Raw genomic sequence first — 18,026 nt, forward strand, 5'->3', positions numbered from 1 at the left:
GAACTGAGCGGCGGTTACCACCTGCCGCGCTTCGGCCGCGTGGTGGCCATCGCGGACGCCCCGGCCGAGGCCGGCCTGTGCGATGACTTCCGGCCGCGCTACGCGGTCGACATCGAGGTGCTGCTGCCGTCCGGCGAACCGGATCCGGCGCTGCCCCTGCTCGCCGGCGTGCCGTTACCGCTGCCTTCGGGCGGCGAGGAAATGGGCATGTTTGCCCTCCCCCAGGAGGGCACCCGAGTGGTGGTGTGGTTCGCGTATGGCTCGCCCAGCCACCCCCACATCCAGTCGATCCTGCCGCACGGCCTGAGCCTGCCCAAGGTCCTCAACGGCGACCAGGTCTGGCAGCACAGCGACGGCGTGCAGCAGCGCGTCACGGGCGACGGCGACTGGCTGCGCCAGACTGATGGCAAGATCCATGACCAGGCGATCACCCGCGAGGTCGAGGCCCTGGGCAACAAGGAGCGCTACCAGAGCCACACTCAGCACGTGCAGCACCATTCCACCGAGACGGTAGAGGGATCAAGAAGGTCGAGGTGCCGGGCGCGCTCAAGATGGCCAGCGCCGGCACTGCCAGTCTGGCAGCCCTGGACGACCTGCACCAGGCCAGCGGCCGCGATTACAACCTGGTGGTGGACAAGAAGCACAACGCCGCCGTGGGTGGCGACATGGCCGAGCGGATCGCAGGCCTGCGCGAGAGCATCACCCAAAAGAGCCAGCGGCTGCAGGCGCCGAAAAGCTGGGTCGGGTCCGAGGCGGTCAACATCTTCCAGATGCTGGTGGACACCCTGGACCTGCTCCAGGAGATGAACACGCAGATCGCCGCGCACGTACACCCTGGCCCGAACACGCCGCCGACCAATGCGGCAGCGTTTGCGGCAAATGCGGCGAAGGCGGGGGTGATGTCGGCGACGTTAGGATCTGTGACGTTTAAGGTTCAATAGCTTCGTCGATTTGATTTTTTATGAGTGTTACTAATGAGTTTGCAGACACTGATGCCGAGTGCCTAAACATTTTGTGGCCCGGTATGTATTGCAGTTTCTGTACATTCAAACATATGGAAAGCCCGCCGCTAAGGATTCTAAAGGCATCTTTATGCGCAGGGAGCTCAGGTGATTCACCACTATAAACCTCTGCATTTGATTGCTCGTAAAATTCACGGCTCCAAATTTCTTCTCCGTCCTCATCTAACACGGCACCCTTTTGAACTTTATAATTTTTGCCAATATCCAGCAGTGGATCGTCTCCAATCGGCTCAATTGGCTCTGAGAACAAGTATATCAATGGTGAGGCTGAGTTGGTGAGCGCGGTGATGTAGATTACAAGCCCTGAAAACTTGAATAGGTACCCACATTCGTTATCGTTTGCATAGAGAACACTATGCCCGTCCTGAGATATAGAAATAATCTGTGTATGCCCAGAGCAGTGCCCGTTCACCACATCAGATGAGAATCTGAGACCACCTTGTTTTTCCATGTGCTGTAGGACGATGTTAGCCTTCTCAGGATCAGTGATTAGGACCACGTCAGGCACCGAAGCATTGATCTTCGCTGCTTGCAAGGCAGCTATGAGTCCCTCGACCGCTTGAGCCTTCACTTTGTTCTCAAGTTCCCCATGAGCAGCTTTCGTTAGATTGTATGCCCGCTCCAAGTCTACCCTACCTTGGGCGCGCGTATACGTTTCCCCAAGTATCGGTGCCAATAAGTGATCTAGAGTAAATAGCACTTTTAGAAGCGTTTTTGCGATGTCTTGCTCTAAGATTATGACTGCGCTATGCGTAATCTTGTTGCGCCACGTCTCGACCTTTAAAAATAACGCTCTCGCATCATCGCTCATTGATATGTTCAGGATGTCTCTAAGCCTATCTATAGACTCCTTGAAAGTTATGGTGTGAACACCATCCGCCTCGTATAGCTCAGATATTTCATTTTTGTTCTTGCTTTTGTAAGCGCCCTTGAGCTTGCTGATATCAGAGTACAAAAGCAGCTCATTCCTCTCTCTGAGTATGTGTTTAAACAATATTTCCATTCCGTGCTGAATGCTCAATATTGAATCTTTCAAAGCGGAGAATCGCTCTATCTCAGGGGCTCCGGAGATTTCAAGATCCTCATGTTTGGTTAAGTGGGTGTAGCCTTTCCTCAGGGAGTCAAATCCGTTCTCGATTAGGGATATCTGCACTTCAAGATTCCTTCTAAAAATGTCCGTACTAGATAATCTTTAAGGATAACTTAGCTTGCTTGAAAAAATCCTATTGTCCCAAAAAAAAACAGCTCGAAAAATCACTTATCCCCCTCCCGCCGACGGGCTTTGCGTCCCGTTCTTGTGCAAACCAGGCAGGTGATGCAAACCATGCTCCAGGCCACGCCGTCCGTGCGCCCTCACATGGCACGAGCCATTACACACAGTGCAAAGCTTTGCAGAAAAATGTCACGGGGTTGCACGACGTGCTGCAGGCCGTCCAAGACGATCGATCTGGCGATAGGCCCGGCCCGCTTGGACGAAAAATTGGAAAACAGGCGAAAATGGGGATTTTCAAAATCTGCACTGCTCCAGAATTGGCATGTGTACAGTTTAAAGCCGAGGTGACATAAATCACTACACGCCTTTAAAATCGTGGCTTTCAGAGTGAGGAGATGCTGCAATCCCTTGCAAAAATCGGCATCTGCATCTGCATCTGCATCTGCATCTGCAGTGCAGAGTCTCCTCCCGTCTGGCGAACTCGTCCCCCACCATGCCTGCCTGCTAAACCTATGGCGAACCCGGCCCCTCACATCTGCGTGCAGCGCCAGCTCGGCCATGGTGCTTGGCAGGATCGCGCACACGGCGCCACTCTTCACATTTCTTCACTCCCTCTCTCTTCTGCTACGATCACAGCACACATATGGAATAGGAACAGACAGTCTCTTCGGCAAGCCAGTTTATCGGACTGTGAGATTGCTCTGCTTTATAAAAGTTCATGAGAAAGAAATGAATAAGATTGAAGAGTTGACTCTTGGTGAATCGTATAGCTTTCAGGTGGTATTCATCCAAAATGGAAATGCTTTCGCAGCAAAGATAGAAGCCAACCCAGACAAAATAACGCTTACGATAATGACGGAGCATACGAACCTAAAGGAATTACAACCACTTGAACCACACATTGACGAGATCATATGTCAACACCGGCACGATAAATTTATTCTTGGGGAGCTTGAGATGCTTACCTCTTCGACCCGAGAGATCTGCGCCGTTACGAAAACATGGTTCCAAGAATACAGCTATAGTGCAAAATACTTACTCTACTGCACGAACCCCGAAGAAGACGAGCTAAAGTTTGACAGCCTAAAAATAAGCTCACCAGCCATCGGCAAGTGGGTAGGATACACATCAACATCACAGCGAATATTAGAGGCATATCATACTAGCAGTGAAAGCCTGTTTGATATAGATCACGACTTAAACATCGAATTGCAAAACAATCGATCAGTTTCAGTATCTTATAATATCGAGATAAGTGACCGACACGACATCTTTCAAAGCAGCTTAAGCTTTCCACCTTCACTAATATTTAATTTTGACAACGCGACGGCCGCCCAAGCCGTTTCAGAATTCAATAAATCCTCAACTTTTATCTCCTTCTTTTTGGGGTTCAGCCCTGACATAAAATCAATCGAATTCTATGGAAATTTTTACCGCTGCACCATGTACTATCCTGGCAATATAAAGCACCCAAAGAAAAAAATGGACGAATGGGTATTATATCCACTAGGCTGGGACCTTGTTCCATTGTTTAATCATAGTGGTCTCCCCGCCATCCCGCCAGAAGCATTTAAAAACTATTTCGACGGTGATGACAACCTGCAAGACACTATATCAAAGTTCGTAACCTATCGAGAAATGCACAATATCGAAGATAGATTTCTCGGATTCTTTAGACTGCTTGAAAGGATATGCCTTCAAAAAAAATCCCACATAAACGAACAACAACTAGATAAACTTTTAGCCCACTCCAAAGAACTATTAGCCTCTTTCGGCCTAACATCCAGAAAAAGAAAAGACTTTGAAAGCTCCATCAGAAGAGCAAACAGCTCAAAATATAATACCGAAAAATGCATTAGTGACTTTATCGAAAAACTACCAACTGAAGTAACAGAAAAGCTTGAAACAAAAAAATCAGAACTCACAAACATATGCAAACTTCGGAACGATATCACCCATGCCAATCCCTACTCAATAGGCCGCTATGAAATTTATCACTACACAAACTTTATTCAATCCCTACTTTTTTGTGGCCTGCTCAAAAAGTTGGGAGTAGTGATAACCACATGTCCGGCACTCGGAAATAGGCTAAAGTTCATGCGCTGAGCTTGAGCACCCAAGTAATACCAGCTTACTGGCATATGAGTCGCCACACGAATCTCAACGGAGAAAGCCGAACTCTGCGCGGCAGAACCCGCGCAGCAGCCGGTCGCCTGTCAATCACGCGCCCGGAAATGCACAGCGATACAAATGCAAAACTGACCTCTATCTGCTAAGGATTTCTGGCATAGCCCTGAGCATCCAGAAAAAGTCCACATAACGTTCACACCCAGCGGGGACATCTGTAACAAGTATCCGTAAACACTCCATAAATTCATATGGACAAAAGACAAAAACAATACCCACGGGCGACTTTTACCGGCTTAGAATCCTTTGATTGACGGTTGAAAGCTGCGAGGGGTCAATAGCTGTCAGTATTTGCACAACGCCCCAGCAATCTCGACATGCCCCCCAGACGCCCCAGCATCGTGTCGATTCTCTACGAGTAGCTAACTTCCAGCCTTCCCCTCAAAAAAGGTAATTCCGGTAATTGCATACTGGAACGAGCCTGCACGCCTTGATTTACGTGGTCTGCGGTAATTACCACGAAGGGTAACTAGAGGTAAGGCAAAAGGTAATCCAAGCGTAAGACTCTGTTTTATAAGGTTTTTTATTTTTATAGATGTCACGTCAGGATAGGTAATCGACTTACTAACTTATTACCAATTTATTTCCTTCTTCTATCCCTCCGTATCCCTTGAGCTGTAAGGTATGTAGACCTTTGTCAAAACACAATTACCAAAATTACCTTTTTTTGAGGGGTCAACATAAAACGCCGGAAATGCCCGTTTCGGCCGTTCTCCCTACCTCACGCATGCACATCCATGGGAACACGCTGGGAACACTCACACGCCCGCCCTACCCCGCCAAAGCCCCGTAAATACAGGACTTGCGCGCCTGGGCGACGCGGCTTACAACGTTCGAATCCCTCTTTCACCGCCAAATTCGATGTAGACAAAAGCCCCGGCCTGCAAAGTCCGGGGCTTTTTGTTCATGCCTATGCAGCCCGCCGCTTCCGCCTCTGCCCCGCTCGCGGCTATGATCCGCGAATCATGCATCCCTTGATGAGGATGCACCCGCCCTGGGCACAAGGTCCCCTGCACCATGCTCGAACGCCCCTATAAGGATGACGACTCGCTGCTCGTCCTGATCGCCAAACTGCTGTTCAACCTGGCGCTGCTGGTGGTGCCGTTCATCATTCCGTTTTTCCTGCCGCCGCTGCTGGTGCTCGCCTACTGGCTGGGCGCGCACTTGGCCGAGTGGCTGGAGAACCGCATCACCGGCGAGGTGAACGGCACTTTCGTGTGGGTGCTGGGTAGCTGCCTGGGGTTGAGTGCGCTGGTTGCCAACCTGGTGTCGCCGGGGCTGGCCGGGGTGCTGTGCTTCGTGGTCCTGCTGCTGGTGCATGAAGGCTGGAAGCGGCTGGCGGGGCTGACCTTCAAGACACCGCCGCAAGGCCCGGGCCTGACCCGCACGCGCTCCACCGCCAGGCCGGGCACCAGCGCCTGGAGTGGGCCAGCGCCGGTGACACCGCAAGGTGAAGCGGTGCGCGTACTGCAGTGCAGCGAGTTCGTCATGGGCGGGCCGGCGGTGTGCGACTACCTGCTGCCGGACGGCAGCGTGATCAACGGCGGCGGAGCCTCCACCGCCTTCTCCCCGGACGGGCGCTACTTCGTGACCCCTGCGCCGTCGCGCACGGACTGGCCGCTGCTGATTCTCGACCGGCAGCTCGGCCTGCTGCATGTCTGCGACGTACAGAGTCGCTTCTGGGAGATCGACGAAGTCAGCGACACCACCATTATCGGACGGCAGAGCCCGCTGACCGACGACAGCGCCTGGGCGGCGCAGATCGACGAGCTTATCGCCCACGGCCAGACCCACCAGATGCATGAAGTGGCGGGCCTGAAAATCGCCAACGACCAGTGGCAATACCTGCAGCAGCGCCAGGAACAGGCCTTTCCTGCACCACCGCAGGCTGGTGGCCCGTCGTTCACCTGGCGCCCATGCATACCGGATGACCTCACCGTGCTGGAGAATCCGCTGGATCCGTTGTGGTACCCGGAGGCGCAGATCAGCGTCGACGGGCAGCCCAGTGGTCTGCGCCTGTCCATGCAGTTCCCCAAGGTGGCCTGGCGCGCCGACGGCCTTGCCCTGGCCTGCCTGGCCAGCCAGGGCGATGATCGGCAGAGCCACTGGTGGGTCTGGGACCGCGAGTGGAGACGCCTGCCGCCACTGACCGATCTTGCCGACTACATGCCACGCGCGCTGGCACAGGGCGACGCCCAGCTGGACAGCGACCACCTCGGCGTTGCATGGGAACTCATGCAACCCTACCTCGCCGATGATGAGCACGGCACGCTGAGCGGCCTGACTGCCAGCGCCTTGGAAATCGACGGCAAGGTGTTCGAACAACCGCGAATCATTCAGCGCGCCTCGCTGCACGAGCCGACTCAGGAACGAGTGCAGAGCGCGCCCCTGGCGGGCGGACAACGCCTGGAGTGGCAGCGTCTCTACGTGGACGAAGCCCTGTCCTGGCCGGTGTATCGCTGTTATCTGGGGAGCCAGGCGCTGCCCGGTGAATGGCTGCTCGACCATCGGATCAGCCCCAAAGGCCAACAGATCGCCCTGGTGGCCTATGCCCCGCCGCCAGCAGCGCCCCACCGGCTGGCGTTGCTGGATGCCGCCAGCGGCGAGGTGACCTGGCTGCCAGGCGAGTTCCTGGCCGCGCAACTGCAGGGGCTGAGCGATGAACACCTGTACCTGCTGCATATAACAGGTCGCCTGCAGGTCGCCGCGCCGCCCTCTCTGGAGCAGACCCTGCTGCCGGGTCTGCCGGACATGCAGAACGCCGCAGCTTTTCTGGAACCCGGGGAAAACCAGCGTCTTTATTACTCCAGAGCCCGCATTCCGACGAAATGACCGTTCGGTTTAGAAATCTGTTCTAGGGTGAATTCGGAGCGGCCCGCGACGGGCCGGCAGTCGAGACAAGGAGTAGATCATGCGCAGATCGGTCATATCCCTGCTGGCGGTGTTCGTATTGGCCGCCGCGCTGCCCTCGGTGGCCATTGCCGAAAACGAACTGGAAAAAGGCGTGCGCCACGATAACCGCGAGCTGGACAAGGGCGTGGATCATGACGCCAAGGAAGTCGACAAGGGCGTGAAGCACGATGCCAGCGAAGTGGACAAAGCTGCCAGGCACGCCGATGACGAGCGTCACAAGGCCGACAAGCATGTCGACAAAGAGGTCAAGAAGGACCTCTGATCGCCGCAGGTCGTGCTGGCGTGGCCGGGCGGCAGGCGCTTTGTTAACCTGTGCGGCTCCGCTTGGTTCGGGGCGAGTGCGCGACTGGCGCGCTCCAGCACCTGGAAACCGCCATGAGCCGAAGCCTGCGCCACACGCCGATCTTTCCCATCACCTCTGCGACTTCCGAAGCCTGGGACAAGGCCCGCTGGCATCGAGCCTGGCGCCGTGCCGAGCGTCAGCGCCTGGGCTGTCGCCCGTTCAGCGAACCCCTGCCGGAGCGAGCGTTCTTCAACCCATGGACGATGAACAAGGACGGTAAGCACTGGCGACCCGCAACGCCTCTCGGCCACCCGGTCATGCGCAAGTAAGCGGCATCACCGAAGTTTTCCTGATGCTGCGCCTGGGGTAGCATCCTCGGCCTGATGCCAAGGGCTGTCCGGATGCCATGATCAAGAATTGCTTACTCATCCTGCTGATGCTGCTGCCTGTGGGCCTTGCCCAGGCTGCCGGCGATGCCGAAGCCGGCAAGGCAGTATTCACCAAGCTGTGCTCGGGCTGCCACAAGATCGGCCCCTACGCACGGGCGGCGTTCGGCCCCCAGCTCAATGGGGTCATTGGCCGCCAGGCGGGGCACACCGACGACTACAAGTACACCGAGGCGATGCTTAACTCCGGGATCGTCTGGACCCGTGAGAACATCGCCCGTTTCGTCAAGGACCCCAGCGGCATGGTGCCCGACACGCGCATGAAACTCTGGTGGCTGGGCAATGACCAGCGCATGGAGGACCTGCTGGAGTACCTGCAGGCCAACCCCTGACCCTCAGCGTTCTGGCGTGTCGTAGGGCGGATAGTCGTCCTTGGGCTGGCGATCGTTCGGCGCATCGGCAGGTGCCGGCGGGTCGACCTGCGGGTCTTCGAGGTCGGGCGACTCATGATCGAAATCCAGGTCGTCAGGCTTGTGGGTATCAGGGGTTCGAGCAGACATGCAACCTCCGCAACATGATGGGCGTTGTAAGACTGTGAGCCGCCCGGGTCATGAAGGTGCACCCCGGATGGACGAACGGTAGGCCGTTGTCTGGCACTTGCGCCCAGTGCTAGCCTTGCGCCATCCACGGAGGGAATTCATGTCACGTCATTCGTTTCTGGCCATCTGGCTGCTGGCCACCGCCCTGCCCGCCTGCGCCGATATCTACAAATGCACCTCTGCCGAAGGTCATGTGAGCTTCGCCGCGGTCCCCTGCGAACCCGGCAAGGGCGAAACCACCGTGCAGCGCGGCGGCCCGCCATTGGCGACGCCGGATATCCCGCGCGAGCATATCCAGGAGGTCTATCAGCGGGCGATCAAGAACCTGCAGATTCCTGGCAAGGCCAACGTCAAGGTCATCGAAGGCGAGAACTACAAGAAGCTGCAGGTCAGCCGCCTGCCGCCTCCTACGGTCGCCTCGCAATGCGTCAGCCCTTTCTACGAAAGTGGCTGCTTCGACCCCTCGGCCGGCCAGTCATCCTTTGCCGAAGCGCTGCGCAGGGCCGCCGCAACCGGTGCGGCGATCCCGCCGGGCTTGCCAGGCAGCCTGCGAAACCCATAATGGCGCCTTTGCCCAGCCAATAGCCGAAGGACGCCTGGAATGAACCTCAACGACTGGCAACAAGCCGCCCTGGCCCGCTACCTCGCCGACCACCCGACCCTCAAGGATGAAATCGCCGCGCTGAGCGAACGCGAGCAGGCGCAGCAGGTGCAATGGGCCTTCGAGGACACCGCCGAGGAACAGGGTATCGAGCCCTGGGAACTGGCCATCGAACTGATCGCCGAGTCTCCCGAGCAACGTCAGGCCATGCGCCTGGAGGCACACCGACAGGTTGCCGAAGCACTGGGCATGGACTGGGAAGAATATTGCTCGTTCAACGATATCCAGCCGTGACCCACGGCTGCAGGCGTGGCCGACCGGGCCTTCGGTGACCCGTGAGTCAGTTCTTTACCTGCGCGCGGGGTATGCGTAACGTCTGCCCATCACGCCCAGAAGGAACCGTTCCATGAGTGACCTGCTCTCCTATCAGTTCGACGACGGCATCGCCACGCTGACCCTCAGCAACGGCAAGGTCAACGCCATCTCACCGGCGCTGATCGACGCGCTCAATGCCGCGCTGGATCAGGCCGAGAAAGACCGAGCCGTAGTGATCCTCACCGGCCAGCCGGGCATCCTCTCCGGCGGCTACGACCTCAAGGTGATGACCGCCGGCCCCGAGGCCGCCATCGCCCTGGTCGCCCAGGGTTCGACCCTGGCCCGCCGCCTGTTGTCGCACCCCTTCCCGGTCATCGTCGCCTGTCCCGGTCATGCGGTGGCCAAGGGCGCCTTCCTGCTGCTGTCGGCGGACTACCGCATCGGTGCCGCCGGCCCCTTCCAGATCGGCCTCAACGAAGTGCAGATCGGCATGACCATGCACCATGCGGGCATCGAGCTGGCCCGCGACCGGCTGCGCAAGTCAGCCTTCCACCGCGCGGTGATCAACGCCGAGATGTTCAGCCCGGAAGCGGCGCGGGAGGCCGGCTTCTTCGATCAGGTCGTGGCCGCGGAGCAGTTGCTGGAGACCGCTCGCCAGGTGGCCGGCAACCTCAAGAAGCTCAACATGAATGCCCATCGGCAGACCAAGCTCAAGGCCCGCCGCGCCTTCCTCGAAACCCTGGACGCCGCCATCGAGCAGGACCGCCAGCATCTGGCCTGAAACGAACTCCTGGCCCCAGCCATACTCTGAACAACCGGCGCGCGGCCACGCCCCGCGCCGCCTCCTCTCCAGCATCCTTGCGAAAGAAGCGATACCGACATGGGCCGAGTAGTTGCAGCAGCGGTTTACAGCGCAGGCAGGAAAGTCAGCGACATCACCCTTGAAGAAGGTGCAGCCTGGGCCGCCAAGCCGGGCCACTTCGTCTGGATCGGCCTGGAACAGCCCGACCCGCATGAACTGGCCAGCCTCAAGAAGCAGTTCAACCTGCACGAGCTGGCCATCGAGGATGCCCTTGAGGTACACAGCCGGCCCAAGCTGGAAACCTTCGGCGACGCGCTGTTCATCGTCACCTATGCACCGGTGCGCGAGGCCGGCAAGCTGGTGTTCATCGAAACCCATATCTTCGCCGGCAAGGGCTATGTGATCACTTCGCGCAATGGCCATTCCAAGTCCTACAGCGCCGTACGCCAACGCTGCGAAGCCCGGCCGCTGCTGCTGTCGCACGGCGAGGACTTCGTCCTGTACGCACTGCTGGACTTCGTCACCGAGAACTACCAGCCGGTGGCCGAGGCCATTCATTGCGAACTCGAAGAGCTGGAGCAGAGCGTGCTGGCCGGTGCCATGAGCGATGCGCACATCCAGCGCATCCATGGCCTGCGTCGTGACCTGCTGCGCCTATGGCGCTACCTGGCGCCCATGGTGGAAGTGGGCGAAGAACTGCAGAAGCTCAGCTTCCCGTTCATCGACAAGAACATGCGGCCATACTTCCGCGACGTGGAAATCCACGTCAAGCGGCAGATGGAAGACCTGGCCAACCTGCGTGACTTGGCCAGCCAGACCATCGAGATCGGCCTTTTGCTGGAGTCTTCACGGCAGGGTTTCATCCAGCGCAAGTTCGCCGCCTGGGCAGCGATCCTGGCCTTCCCCACGGCCATCGCGGGCATCTACGGAATGAACTTCGAGAACATGCCGGAGCTGAGCTGGCACTACGGCTACTTCATCGTGCTGGGGGTCATCGTCGGCGGTTGTGCCGGGCTGTTTGCCAGCTTCAAGCGTTCGGGCTGGCTGTAGAGCGCTTTGCGGCTTTGTGGGGGCGAGCTTGCTCGCGAAAAGCTGTCGAAGGCGCTGAGTTTGCTGTGAACGTGACGCAGCCTTCGCGAGCAAGCTCGCTCCCACGGCCGGAACTGACCAGTATTGGCTTTAGCCGCAAAACGACCGCATGTTCACAGCAGATGCGCTGAGCTTCCTGGCAATTTCGCGGCTAAAGCCGCTCCTACCGAGCTGCCTGAGGCAGCCCCGGCGCAGGGTCGTCAGGCCGATTGCGCCACGAAACGCAGCATCCACTCGCCCACCACGCGACCGTGATGGTCGTGACCCAGGCCCGACAGGGCCCTTTCATAGAGTTCCTTGCCCAGCGACTCCTGGCGAATGTGCATCAGCGCCTTGGAGTAGTCGTGAATGAACTCCGGATGCCCCTGGAAGCACAGCACCTGGTCGTCGATGTGGTAGGCCGCGAACGGGCAGAAATCGCTGGAGGCGATGACCGTGGCGTTTTCCGGCAGGCGGGTCACCTGGTCCTGATGGCTGATCAACAGGGTCATGGTTTCCAGGCCTGGTGACATCCAGGGTGCGGAGCGCTCGATCCGGTAATGGTGAATGCCTACGCCCCAGCCCTGCGTCGCACGCTCGGTCTTGCCGCCCAGCAGCAAGGCCAGCAGTTGATGACCAAAACAGATGCCCAGCAGTTTCTCACCACGCTGGTAGAGGCCCAGCAGGTAGGTCTTGAGCACCTGGATCCACGGATCACTGCCAAACGAGTCGGCCTTGCTGCCGGTGACCAGGTAGGCATCGAAGCGCTCCGAGTCGTCCGGGTAGTCGCCCTGCATGACGTTATGGATGACGAACTGCGCCTCGATGGGTTGCCCCGAGAACAGCACTTCGAACATGTGCCCGTAGCCGCGGTAGGGGTCGACCAGTTCGGGGCGCAGAATGTCGGTTTCCAGAATGCAGATGCGTAACGACATGAAAAGTAACCTGAAACGGTAAAGGGAAATGATTCAGCGCGCCCAGCCTGCCCGCATACCCATGGCAACGCAAGGGCCATTGCGCACGCCCATTGCGGCGACAGGTATTGCAGAGTCGCTTCCAGCCCCTGTCAGACGGCTGGATTTCTGCCAACCTGATTCCATCGAGCGACAACCCGGCTCAGCAGACGAACGGTATGGCCAATGGCGAGGCGTCTAGCCAAAGCATCGGCTGCGGTCCCGACAATCTTTGATAATTTTTGAAGCTTAAAACATGAGCCGAAAGATCAAAGCATTCTAAATCTCATGAAACCCGGGCTCTAAGGTTAAATCAGTCATTACATGGCCTTTCGGGGCCGGGGTGGGCAGATTCGCAGATCAACAACGATTTTCGGAGCTTCCCACCGGGCAGGGCGCAACAACATCGCTTAGTGCGCCGGCGGATCGCGGACAGGAAAACGCGCCCCACCTGCCCATCGCAGCACTCTTCCCCTGGTGGGCCAAAAGCTCGGCTTCTCGGCCCTTCGGGTTGTGCAGGAATAACAACAAAAGGCAGTCAGCCATGTTCAAGTATTCGAAACTTCGTCAGGCGGGGCTCATTCTGTTCGGAACCATCCTGGTGCTCATCGTACCGAATCTCTCGCGCCTGTTCGGCTGAAACGGCAAACCCCTGTCGGTCGGCAACCGTCTGTGCCACCCTGTCTGGAAGGACCAACGGAGACAGACTCATGCACAGATGGATAGCCCTCGCCGTGTTGACCTGGAGCATCAGCGCTCATGCGGGGGACGTGACCCAGGCCGCGGCTGTGGCCGCGCTGAAGGAAGGTCGGCTGGCCGTGGACGTGCGCAGCCAGATCGAGTACGACGCCGGCACCGTCCTCAATGCCGTGCGGGTCGACCCGGTACGACTGGTCAATCAGATGAAGCAGGTGCTGACCGATCGCAATACGGTATTCGTGATCTTCGCCAGCACCAACGAAAAAGCCGACAAGTACCAGGATCGCCTGAACAAGGCCGGCTATCTGAGCGTGATCAACGGCGGTAACTACGAAGAGCTGCACAACGCGCTCTACGACATCACCGACGACCCTGCCGAATGATCGCAGACAGGCCCGGGCCGCCTTGCTGGCGACCGGGCCTGTTGTTCACTGATGCTGTGTCTGGCCCATGGGCGGTGCCGGCTCGACCAGCACCTTGGCGTGCATCTGCTCGAAGCCACCGCCACGGCGCATGCCGCGTACCGGACAGGCGTCCAGGTAATCCAGCCCCACCGCCACCTTGAGGTGCCGCTCCGGCACCGACAGCTGATTGGTCACATCGAAGCTGTACCAGGCGTCATCCAGCCAGGCTTCGGCCCAGGCATGGCTGGACAGGTGCTCACTGTCCTGGGTGCACAGGTAACCCGACACATAGCGCGCCGCAATGCCCAGGCTGCGGGCACAGGCCAGAAACGCATGGGTATGGTCCTGACACACCCCGGTGCGCCCAGCAAAGGCCTGGGCCGCGGGAGTATCGACCTCCGTCGCGCCAGGGGTGTAGACCATGTGCTGGTGCAACGCCTGCATCAAACCGCTCAGTGCCTGCCGGTCGCGGCGCGCCGCACAATGTTCGGCGGCGAACGCCCGCAGGGCTTCGTCGGCCTCGGTCAAGCGCGTGTAACGCAGGAATGGCAACGGTGACTGGTCGTCGTGCTCGGCTTCGCGGCTGGGATCGATCTCCACCTGGCCCCGCGCGGTGATGACGATCGACTCATGGGGCTCATCGAGGGTCAGCACGTGCAGGATGTTGCCATAGGGGTCGATCTGCGCGCGCACCGCGCGCGGCAGGTCCAGTTGCCAGCTGAGGATCTTCTGCCGCTCGCTGTCGTGCGGGGTCAGGCGCAGGTACTGGATGCTGGCGCGCACCTGAGCTTCATAGCGATAGCAGGTCTCGTGGCTGATCGAGAGTCTCATGCGGCCTCCAGATAGGACGTGTGAATGGCGTCGCCCAGCTCGGCGATCAGGGGAATGAAGTCGTTCAGCCAGGCATGCAGGCCAGCCTCGAGCACTTCGTCGATGCCGGTGTAACGCAGCCGGGCATGCAGCTCGGCGACCATGCGCTGAGCGGGACGACCGTTGACGCCGGGCAGGCTGGTAAGCACTTCTTCGAGTTCCTCCAGGCAGGCCAGCAGCGAACGCGGGGTGTCGGCACGCAGCAGCAGCAACTCGGCCACGTGACGGGCGCCCGGCGCCTCACGGTACAGCTCGGTATAGGCCTCGAAGCACGACAGCGCACGCAGCAAGGCGCTCCACTGATAGTAGCCAGCGGCCGAGCTGTCGGCGGCGGCCTTCACGTGGGAGCCGCGCAACTCGAGCATTTCATAGCGTGCGTCGAGCATGCGCAGGGTGTTGTCGGCGCGCTCGATGAAGGTCCCCAGGCGAATGAAGCGGAAGGCGTCGTTCCGCATGATGGTGCCGTAGGTGGCGCCACGGAACAGGTGCGCGCGCTCCTTGACCCACTCGCAGAAACGGCTCATGCCGTAGCGGTTCAGGCCCTGCTGCGCAATGCCGCGGATCTCCAGCCAGGTGGAGTTGATGTTCTCCCACATGTCGGCGGTGATGCGCCCGCGCACCGCATGGGCACAGGCACGCGCCGCGCCCAGGCAGCTGTAGATGCTGGCCGGGTTGCTGGCATCGAGGGCGAAGAAATGCAGCATGCGTTCGGCGTGCAAGGCGCCGTGGCGCTCCTTGTAGGTGTCCAGCGTGCCGGTGATCAGCAGCGGCATGGCGATTTCGTCCAGCCCGTCGCCGCGCCCGTCCTGAGGCATGAGCGACAGGGAATAACTGACGTCGAGCATGCGGGCGAGGTTTTCCGCCCGCTCCAGGTAACGCGACATCCAGAACAGATCTGAGGCAGTTCTACTCAACATAGGCAGGCATCCTTAATCCTCGACCACCCAGGTGTCCTTGGTGCCGCCACCCTGGGACGAGTTCACCACCAGCGAGCCTTCACGCAAGGCCACCCGGGTGAGCCCGCCGGGCACCACGCGGGTTTCGCGGCCAGACAGGACAAAGGGACGAAGATCGATGTGTCGCGGGGCGATGCCGTTCTCGACGAAGGTCGGACAGGTCGACAGGGACAGGGTGGGTTGGGCGATATAAGCATGTGGCCGGGCGATCAGACGGGCACGGAAGGCTTCGATCTCGGCACTGGTGGCTGCCGGGCCGACCAGCATGCCGTAGCCACCGGAGCCCTGGGTCTCCTTGACCACCAGGTCCTTGAGGTTGGCCAGCACATGGGACAGCTCATCGGGCTTGCGGCACTGCCAGGTCGGCACGTTCATCAGGATCGGCTCCTCGTCGAGGTAGAAGCGGATCATGTCGGTGACGTAGGGGTAGATGGACTTGTCGTCGGCCACGCCGGTGCCGATGGCATTGGCCAGTACCACGTTGCCGCTGCGGTAGGCCGACAGCAAGCCCGGCACGCCCAGCACCGAGTCGGGCCTGAAGGCCAGCGGATCGAGGAACGCGTCATCCAGGCGCCGGTAGATGACATCCACCGGTTGCGGTCCTGAAGTGGTACGCATGAAGACCCGTTCGTCACGCACGAACAGGTCTGCCCCTTCCACCAGTTCCACGCCCATCTCTCGCGCCAGGAAGGCATGTTCGAAGAACGCACTGTTGAAGCGCCCGGGCGTCAGCACCACGACGCGCGGATTATCCAGCGGGCTGGAGCTTTTCAGGGTGTCGAGCAGCAGGTTCGGGTAGTGATCGATGGGTGCGATGCGCTGCGCGGCGAACAGCTCGGGGAACAGACGCATCATCATCTTGCGGTCTTCGAGCATGTAGCTCACGCCGCTGGGCGTGCGCAGGTTGTCTTCCAGGACGTAATAGGTACCGTCGGCATCACGCACCAGGTCGACCCCGGAAATGTGCGAGTACAGGTCGCGGTGCAGATCCAGGCCCTGCATCGCCAGCTGGTACTGGTCATTGGCCAATACCTGGTCAGCCGGCACCACGCCCGCCTTGATGATGCGCTGTTGGTGATACAGGTCGGCAAGGAACATGTTCAGCGCCCTGACGCGCTGGATGCAGCCACGCTCCACCAACTGCCATTCGCTGGCAGGAATGCTGCGCGGAATGGTGTCGAACGGGATCAACCGCTCGGTGCCCTGCTCATCCCCATAGAGCGTGAAGGTGATACCTGCACGGTGAAACAGCAGATCGGCCTCGCGCCGGCGCTGGGCCAGCAGTTCAGGAGGGGCATTTTCCAGCCACCGGGCGAACTCCCGGTAATGCGGACGGACCAACCCGCCCGCGTCATACATCTCATCGTAAAAGTTACGGGTCATGCCGAACTCCTTGTCACCCTGGACACAAAGGCCATCGCAAAGCCCGTGCCACTGGCATAAACCGTTATTTTTCAAATACTTGAATATTCGAAAGTGTTACCTGGCACCATTTCCGTGCAACCAGACGCACAATTTCACACCCCACGCCTCATTCTCAGGCAGCCGTGGCTAAAAACTATAGGCCATATAGAGAGCATTGATTATTCATGGAGCCAGCAATTAGCCACAATTCCTCTCGCAGCCACCGCGAAGTCCCGGCAGCACGGTGGTGCAACGAATCACTGACAATCTTCCCGTTTAAGCCACTGCTCGCAGTGGTTTTTTTTGCCCCGCCGGAACCGGAGTGCAGCCCTTGCACCGCCATGAAACAACGAAGGCCCGAGCGGAGTGATTTGCGCTCGGGCCTTCACGGCTGCGGCATTGCCTGGGAGGTTCAGTTCAGGCGACGGATCTCATGCTTGACGCCCCAACCCTCGACCTCGCCATCCAGCGGCGAAATGGCCGCCTGCAGGTCCTGCTCGAAATCACCGATGCCGTGGTAAGTGGCATACATCACTTTGCTGACCTGCAGGTGCCAGGCGCCATCCTCCCGCTCATTGACCTGGGCGTTGAGCGACTCGCCGCGAAACTGCCGGGCAGCCTGCCTGGCCCTTCGCTCATCCGGAAATACCGCGTAGAACTCGATGGGATGGATACGGGCGAAATCGAATCCGCCCTCTTTCATGCAGCGCAGTACGTGGCTGCTGATGTCTTCGTGATTGGCTGTGCTCATGAAACGTCCTCCTATGCAACGATAGATAGAGTTTCAATGCCCGCCGAACAGAGCTCGCGCCCGGATACGGCAAGGCGATCAAGCATGGAGCTGGGCGGTAGCGGCCCGCAGCAGACGCGCTACCGACAGGGACAGGCCCTCACGGACCTGAAGTGCAGATTAGCTCCGCGATCCCCGGACCGCCAGACGGCACGTCAACCGGAGACCTCAGTGATGGAAATGATCTGGACACTGTTGTAGTCCTTCAGCGTCTTGACCGTCGGCTCGACGCTGCGTCCTTCCAGATCGTTCAGGTCCAGTTCCGTCGCCAGCGGGTACAGCTTGGGGCGCAACAGGCGGGCAACCTCCTCATGCGTCGGCTGCTGCAACGAATCCATCGTCAGGCGTTGTTGCACGCCATCCTTATCCAGATACGAAACGGCCCACTGTTTCATCAAAACCTCCGCAAAACAGCCAGACAATCGGCTTACGTGATCTTGACCGGTACAGCAGCAGGTTCGTTCAGAGGATTTTCGACGGATGTTGCCGAGTGGGACGCGATTGGCAATACCTGCATGCCAGGCGCCGCCGATGTGTCGGGCGAGATGGGCTGGAAGGTCA

18 protein-coding genes and 1 pseudogene are annotated in these 18,026 nt (G+C 59.0%); 11 read left to right on the forward strand and 8 right to left on the reverse strand.

Annotated features, from left to right (window positions below; translation table 11 throughout):
- Positions 1–3 precede the first annotated feature (3 nt).
- Positions 4–941, forward strand: a pseudogene (locus RRX38_RS06940) (hypothetical protein).
- On the opposite strand, the gene RRX38_RS06945 reads toward RRX38_RS06940, so the two are convergent.
- Positions 928–2,175, reverse strand: coding sequence for a hypothetical protein (locus RRX38_RS06945; protein WP_315962033.1), 1,248 nt, complete (start codon positions 2,173–2,175; stop codon positions 928–930). The pseudogene RRX38_RS06940 and the gene RRX38_RS06945 overlap by 14 nt on opposite strands.
- A 468-nt stretch (positions 2,176–2,643) precedes the next feature.
- Between RRX38_RS06945 and RRX38_RS06950 the strand changes: the two genes are divergently transcribed.
- The 5 genes from RRX38_RS06950 to RRX38_RS06970 all read left to right on the forward strand — a co-directional run bounded on the left by RRX38_RS06950 (position 2,644) and on the right by RRX38_RS06970 (position 8,396).
- The gene (locus RRX38_RS06950) at positions 2,644–4,341 is read left to right on the forward strand and encodes a HEPN domain-containing protein (RefSeq protein ID WP_315962034.1); all 1,698 of its coding nucleotides are present in this window, start codon (positions 2,644–2,646) and stop codon (positions 4,339–4,341) included.
- Between the two features lie 1,098 nt (positions 4,342–5,439).
- The gene (locus tag RRX38_RS06955) at positions 5,440–7,254 is read left to right on the forward strand and encodes a hypothetical protein (RefSeq protein WP_315962035.1); all 1,815 of its coding nucleotides are present in this window, start codon (positions 5,440–5,442) and stop codon (positions 7,252–7,254) included.
- A 79-nt stretch (positions 7,255–7,333) separates the two neighbouring features.
- The gene (locus RRX38_RS06960; protein ID WP_315962036.1) at positions 7,334–7,597 is read left to right on the forward strand and encodes a hypothetical protein; all 264 of its coding nucleotides are present in this window, start codon (positions 7,334–7,336) and stop codon (positions 7,595–7,597) included.
- A 113-nt stretch (positions 7,598–7,710) separates the two neighbouring features.
- Positions 7,711–7,947: a hypothetical protein gene (locus RRX38_RS06965; protein WP_315962037.1), complete on the forward strand. Its 237-nt coding sequence runs from the start codon at positions 7,711–7,713 to the stop codon at positions 7,945–7,947.
- Positions 7,948–8,024: 77 nt separating this feature from the next.
- Complete coding sequence (locus RRX38_RS06970) at positions 8,025–8,396, forward strand: c-type cytochrome (protein ID WP_295470132.1); 372 nt, start codon at positions 8,025–8,027, stop codon at positions 8,394–8,396.
- Positions 8,397–8,399: 3 nt separating this feature from the next.
- Here the strand turns inward: RRX38_RS06970 and RRX38_RS06975 are convergent, their stop codons facing one another.
- Positions 8,400–8,564, reverse strand: coding sequence for a DUF6021 family protein (locus RRX38_RS06975; RefSeq protein WP_295470130.1), 165 nt, complete (start codon positions 8,562–8,564; stop codon positions 8,400–8,402).
- Between the two features lie 139 nt (positions 8,565–8,703).
- Here RRX38_RS06975 and RRX38_RS06980 point away from each other — a divergent pair, with 139 nt between their 5' ends.
- From RRX38_RS06980 to RRX38_RS06995, 4 genes are all read left to right on the forward strand, one after another.
- Entirely contained in the window at positions 8,704–9,165 is a 462-nt protein-coding gene (locus RRX38_RS06980; protein ID WP_315962038.1) for a DUF4124 domain-containing protein, read from the forward strand.
- Positions 9,166–9,204: 39 nt separating this feature from the next.
- Complete coding sequence (locus RRX38_RS06985) at positions 9,205–9,498, forward strand: DUF6388 family protein (RefSeq protein WP_315962039.1); 294 nt, start codon at positions 9,205–9,207, stop codon at positions 9,496–9,498.
- A 112-nt stretch (positions 9,499–9,610) separates the two neighbouring features.
- Positions 9,611–10,300: a crotonase/enoyl-CoA hydratase family protein gene (locus RRX38_RS06990; RefSeq protein ID WP_315962040.1), complete on the forward strand. Its 690-nt coding sequence runs from the start codon at positions 9,611–9,613 to the stop codon at positions 10,298–10,300.
- A gap of 99 nt (positions 10,301–10,399) precedes the next feature.
- Entirely contained in the window at positions 10,400–11,371 is a 972-nt protein-coding gene (locus RRX38_RS06995; RefSeq protein ID WP_295470122.1) for a magnesium and cobalt transport protein CorA, read from the forward strand.
- 239 nt (positions 11,372–11,610) lie between these two features.
- Here the strand turns inward: RRX38_RS06995 and RRX38_RS07000 are convergent, their stop codons facing one another.
- Positions 11,611–12,324: an amidotransferase gene (locus RRX38_RS07000; RefSeq protein ID WP_315962041.1), complete on the reverse strand. Its 714-nt coding sequence runs from the start codon at positions 12,322–12,324 to the stop codon at positions 11,611–11,613.
- Positions 12,325–13,052: 728 nt separating this feature from the next.
- On the opposite strand from RRX38_RS07000, the gene RRX38_RS07005 reads away from it, so the two are divergent.
- On the forward strand, positions 13,053–13,424 hold the full coding sequence (locus RRX38_RS07005; protein WP_315962042.1) for a rhodanese-like domain-containing protein: 372 nt from the start codon (positions 13,053–13,055) through the stop codon (positions 13,422–13,424).
- A gap of 45 nt (positions 13,425–13,469) precedes the next feature.
- On the opposite strand, the gene RRX38_RS07010 is transcribed toward RRX38_RS07005, so the two are convergent.
- The 5 genes from RRX38_RS07010 to RRX38_RS07030 all read right to left on the reverse strand — a co-directional run bounded on the left by RRX38_RS07010 (position 13,470) and on the right by RRX38_RS07030 (position 17,860).
- Positions 13,470–14,276, reverse strand: coding sequence for a transglutaminase family protein (locus tag RRX38_RS07010; protein ID WP_315962043.1), 807 nt, complete (start codon positions 14,274–14,276; stop codon positions 13,470–13,472).
- Positions 14,273–15,232 carry an alpha-E domain-containing protein gene (locus RRX38_RS07015; protein WP_295470113.1) on the reverse strand — a complete coding sequence of 320 codons (960 nt, stop codon included), beginning with the start codon at positions 15,230–15,232 and terminating at the stop codon, positions 14,273–14,275. The genes RRX38_RS07010 and RRX38_RS07015 overlap by 4 nt, the downstream gene beginning before the upstream one ends.
- A 12-nt stretch (positions 15,233–15,244) precedes the next feature.
- Complete coding sequence (locus RRX38_RS07020) at positions 15,245–16,654, reverse strand: circularly permuted type 2 ATP-grasp protein (RefSeq protein ID WP_315962044.1); 1,410 nt, start codon at positions 16,652–16,654, stop codon at positions 15,245–15,247.
- Positions 16,655–17,087: 433 nt separating this feature from the next.
- Complete coding sequence (locus tag RRX38_RS07025) at positions 17,088–17,426, reverse strand: ribonuclease E inhibitor RraB (protein ID WP_295470109.1); 339 nt, start codon at positions 17,424–17,426, stop codon at positions 17,088–17,090.
- 194 nt (positions 17,427–17,620) lie between these two features.
- Positions 17,621–17,860, reverse strand: coding sequence for a hypothetical protein (locus tag RRX38_RS07030; protein ID WP_295470107.1), 240 nt, complete (start codon positions 17,858–17,860; stop codon positions 17,621–17,623).
- Positions 17,861–18,026: the final 166 nt, after the last annotated feature.

The organism is Pseudomonas sp. DTU_2021_1001937_2_SI_NGA_ILE_001 (genome assembly GCF_032463525.1).
Taxonomy (GTDB): domain Bacteria; phylum Pseudomonadota; class Gammaproteobacteria; order Pseudomonadales; family Pseudomonadaceae; genus Aquipseudomonas.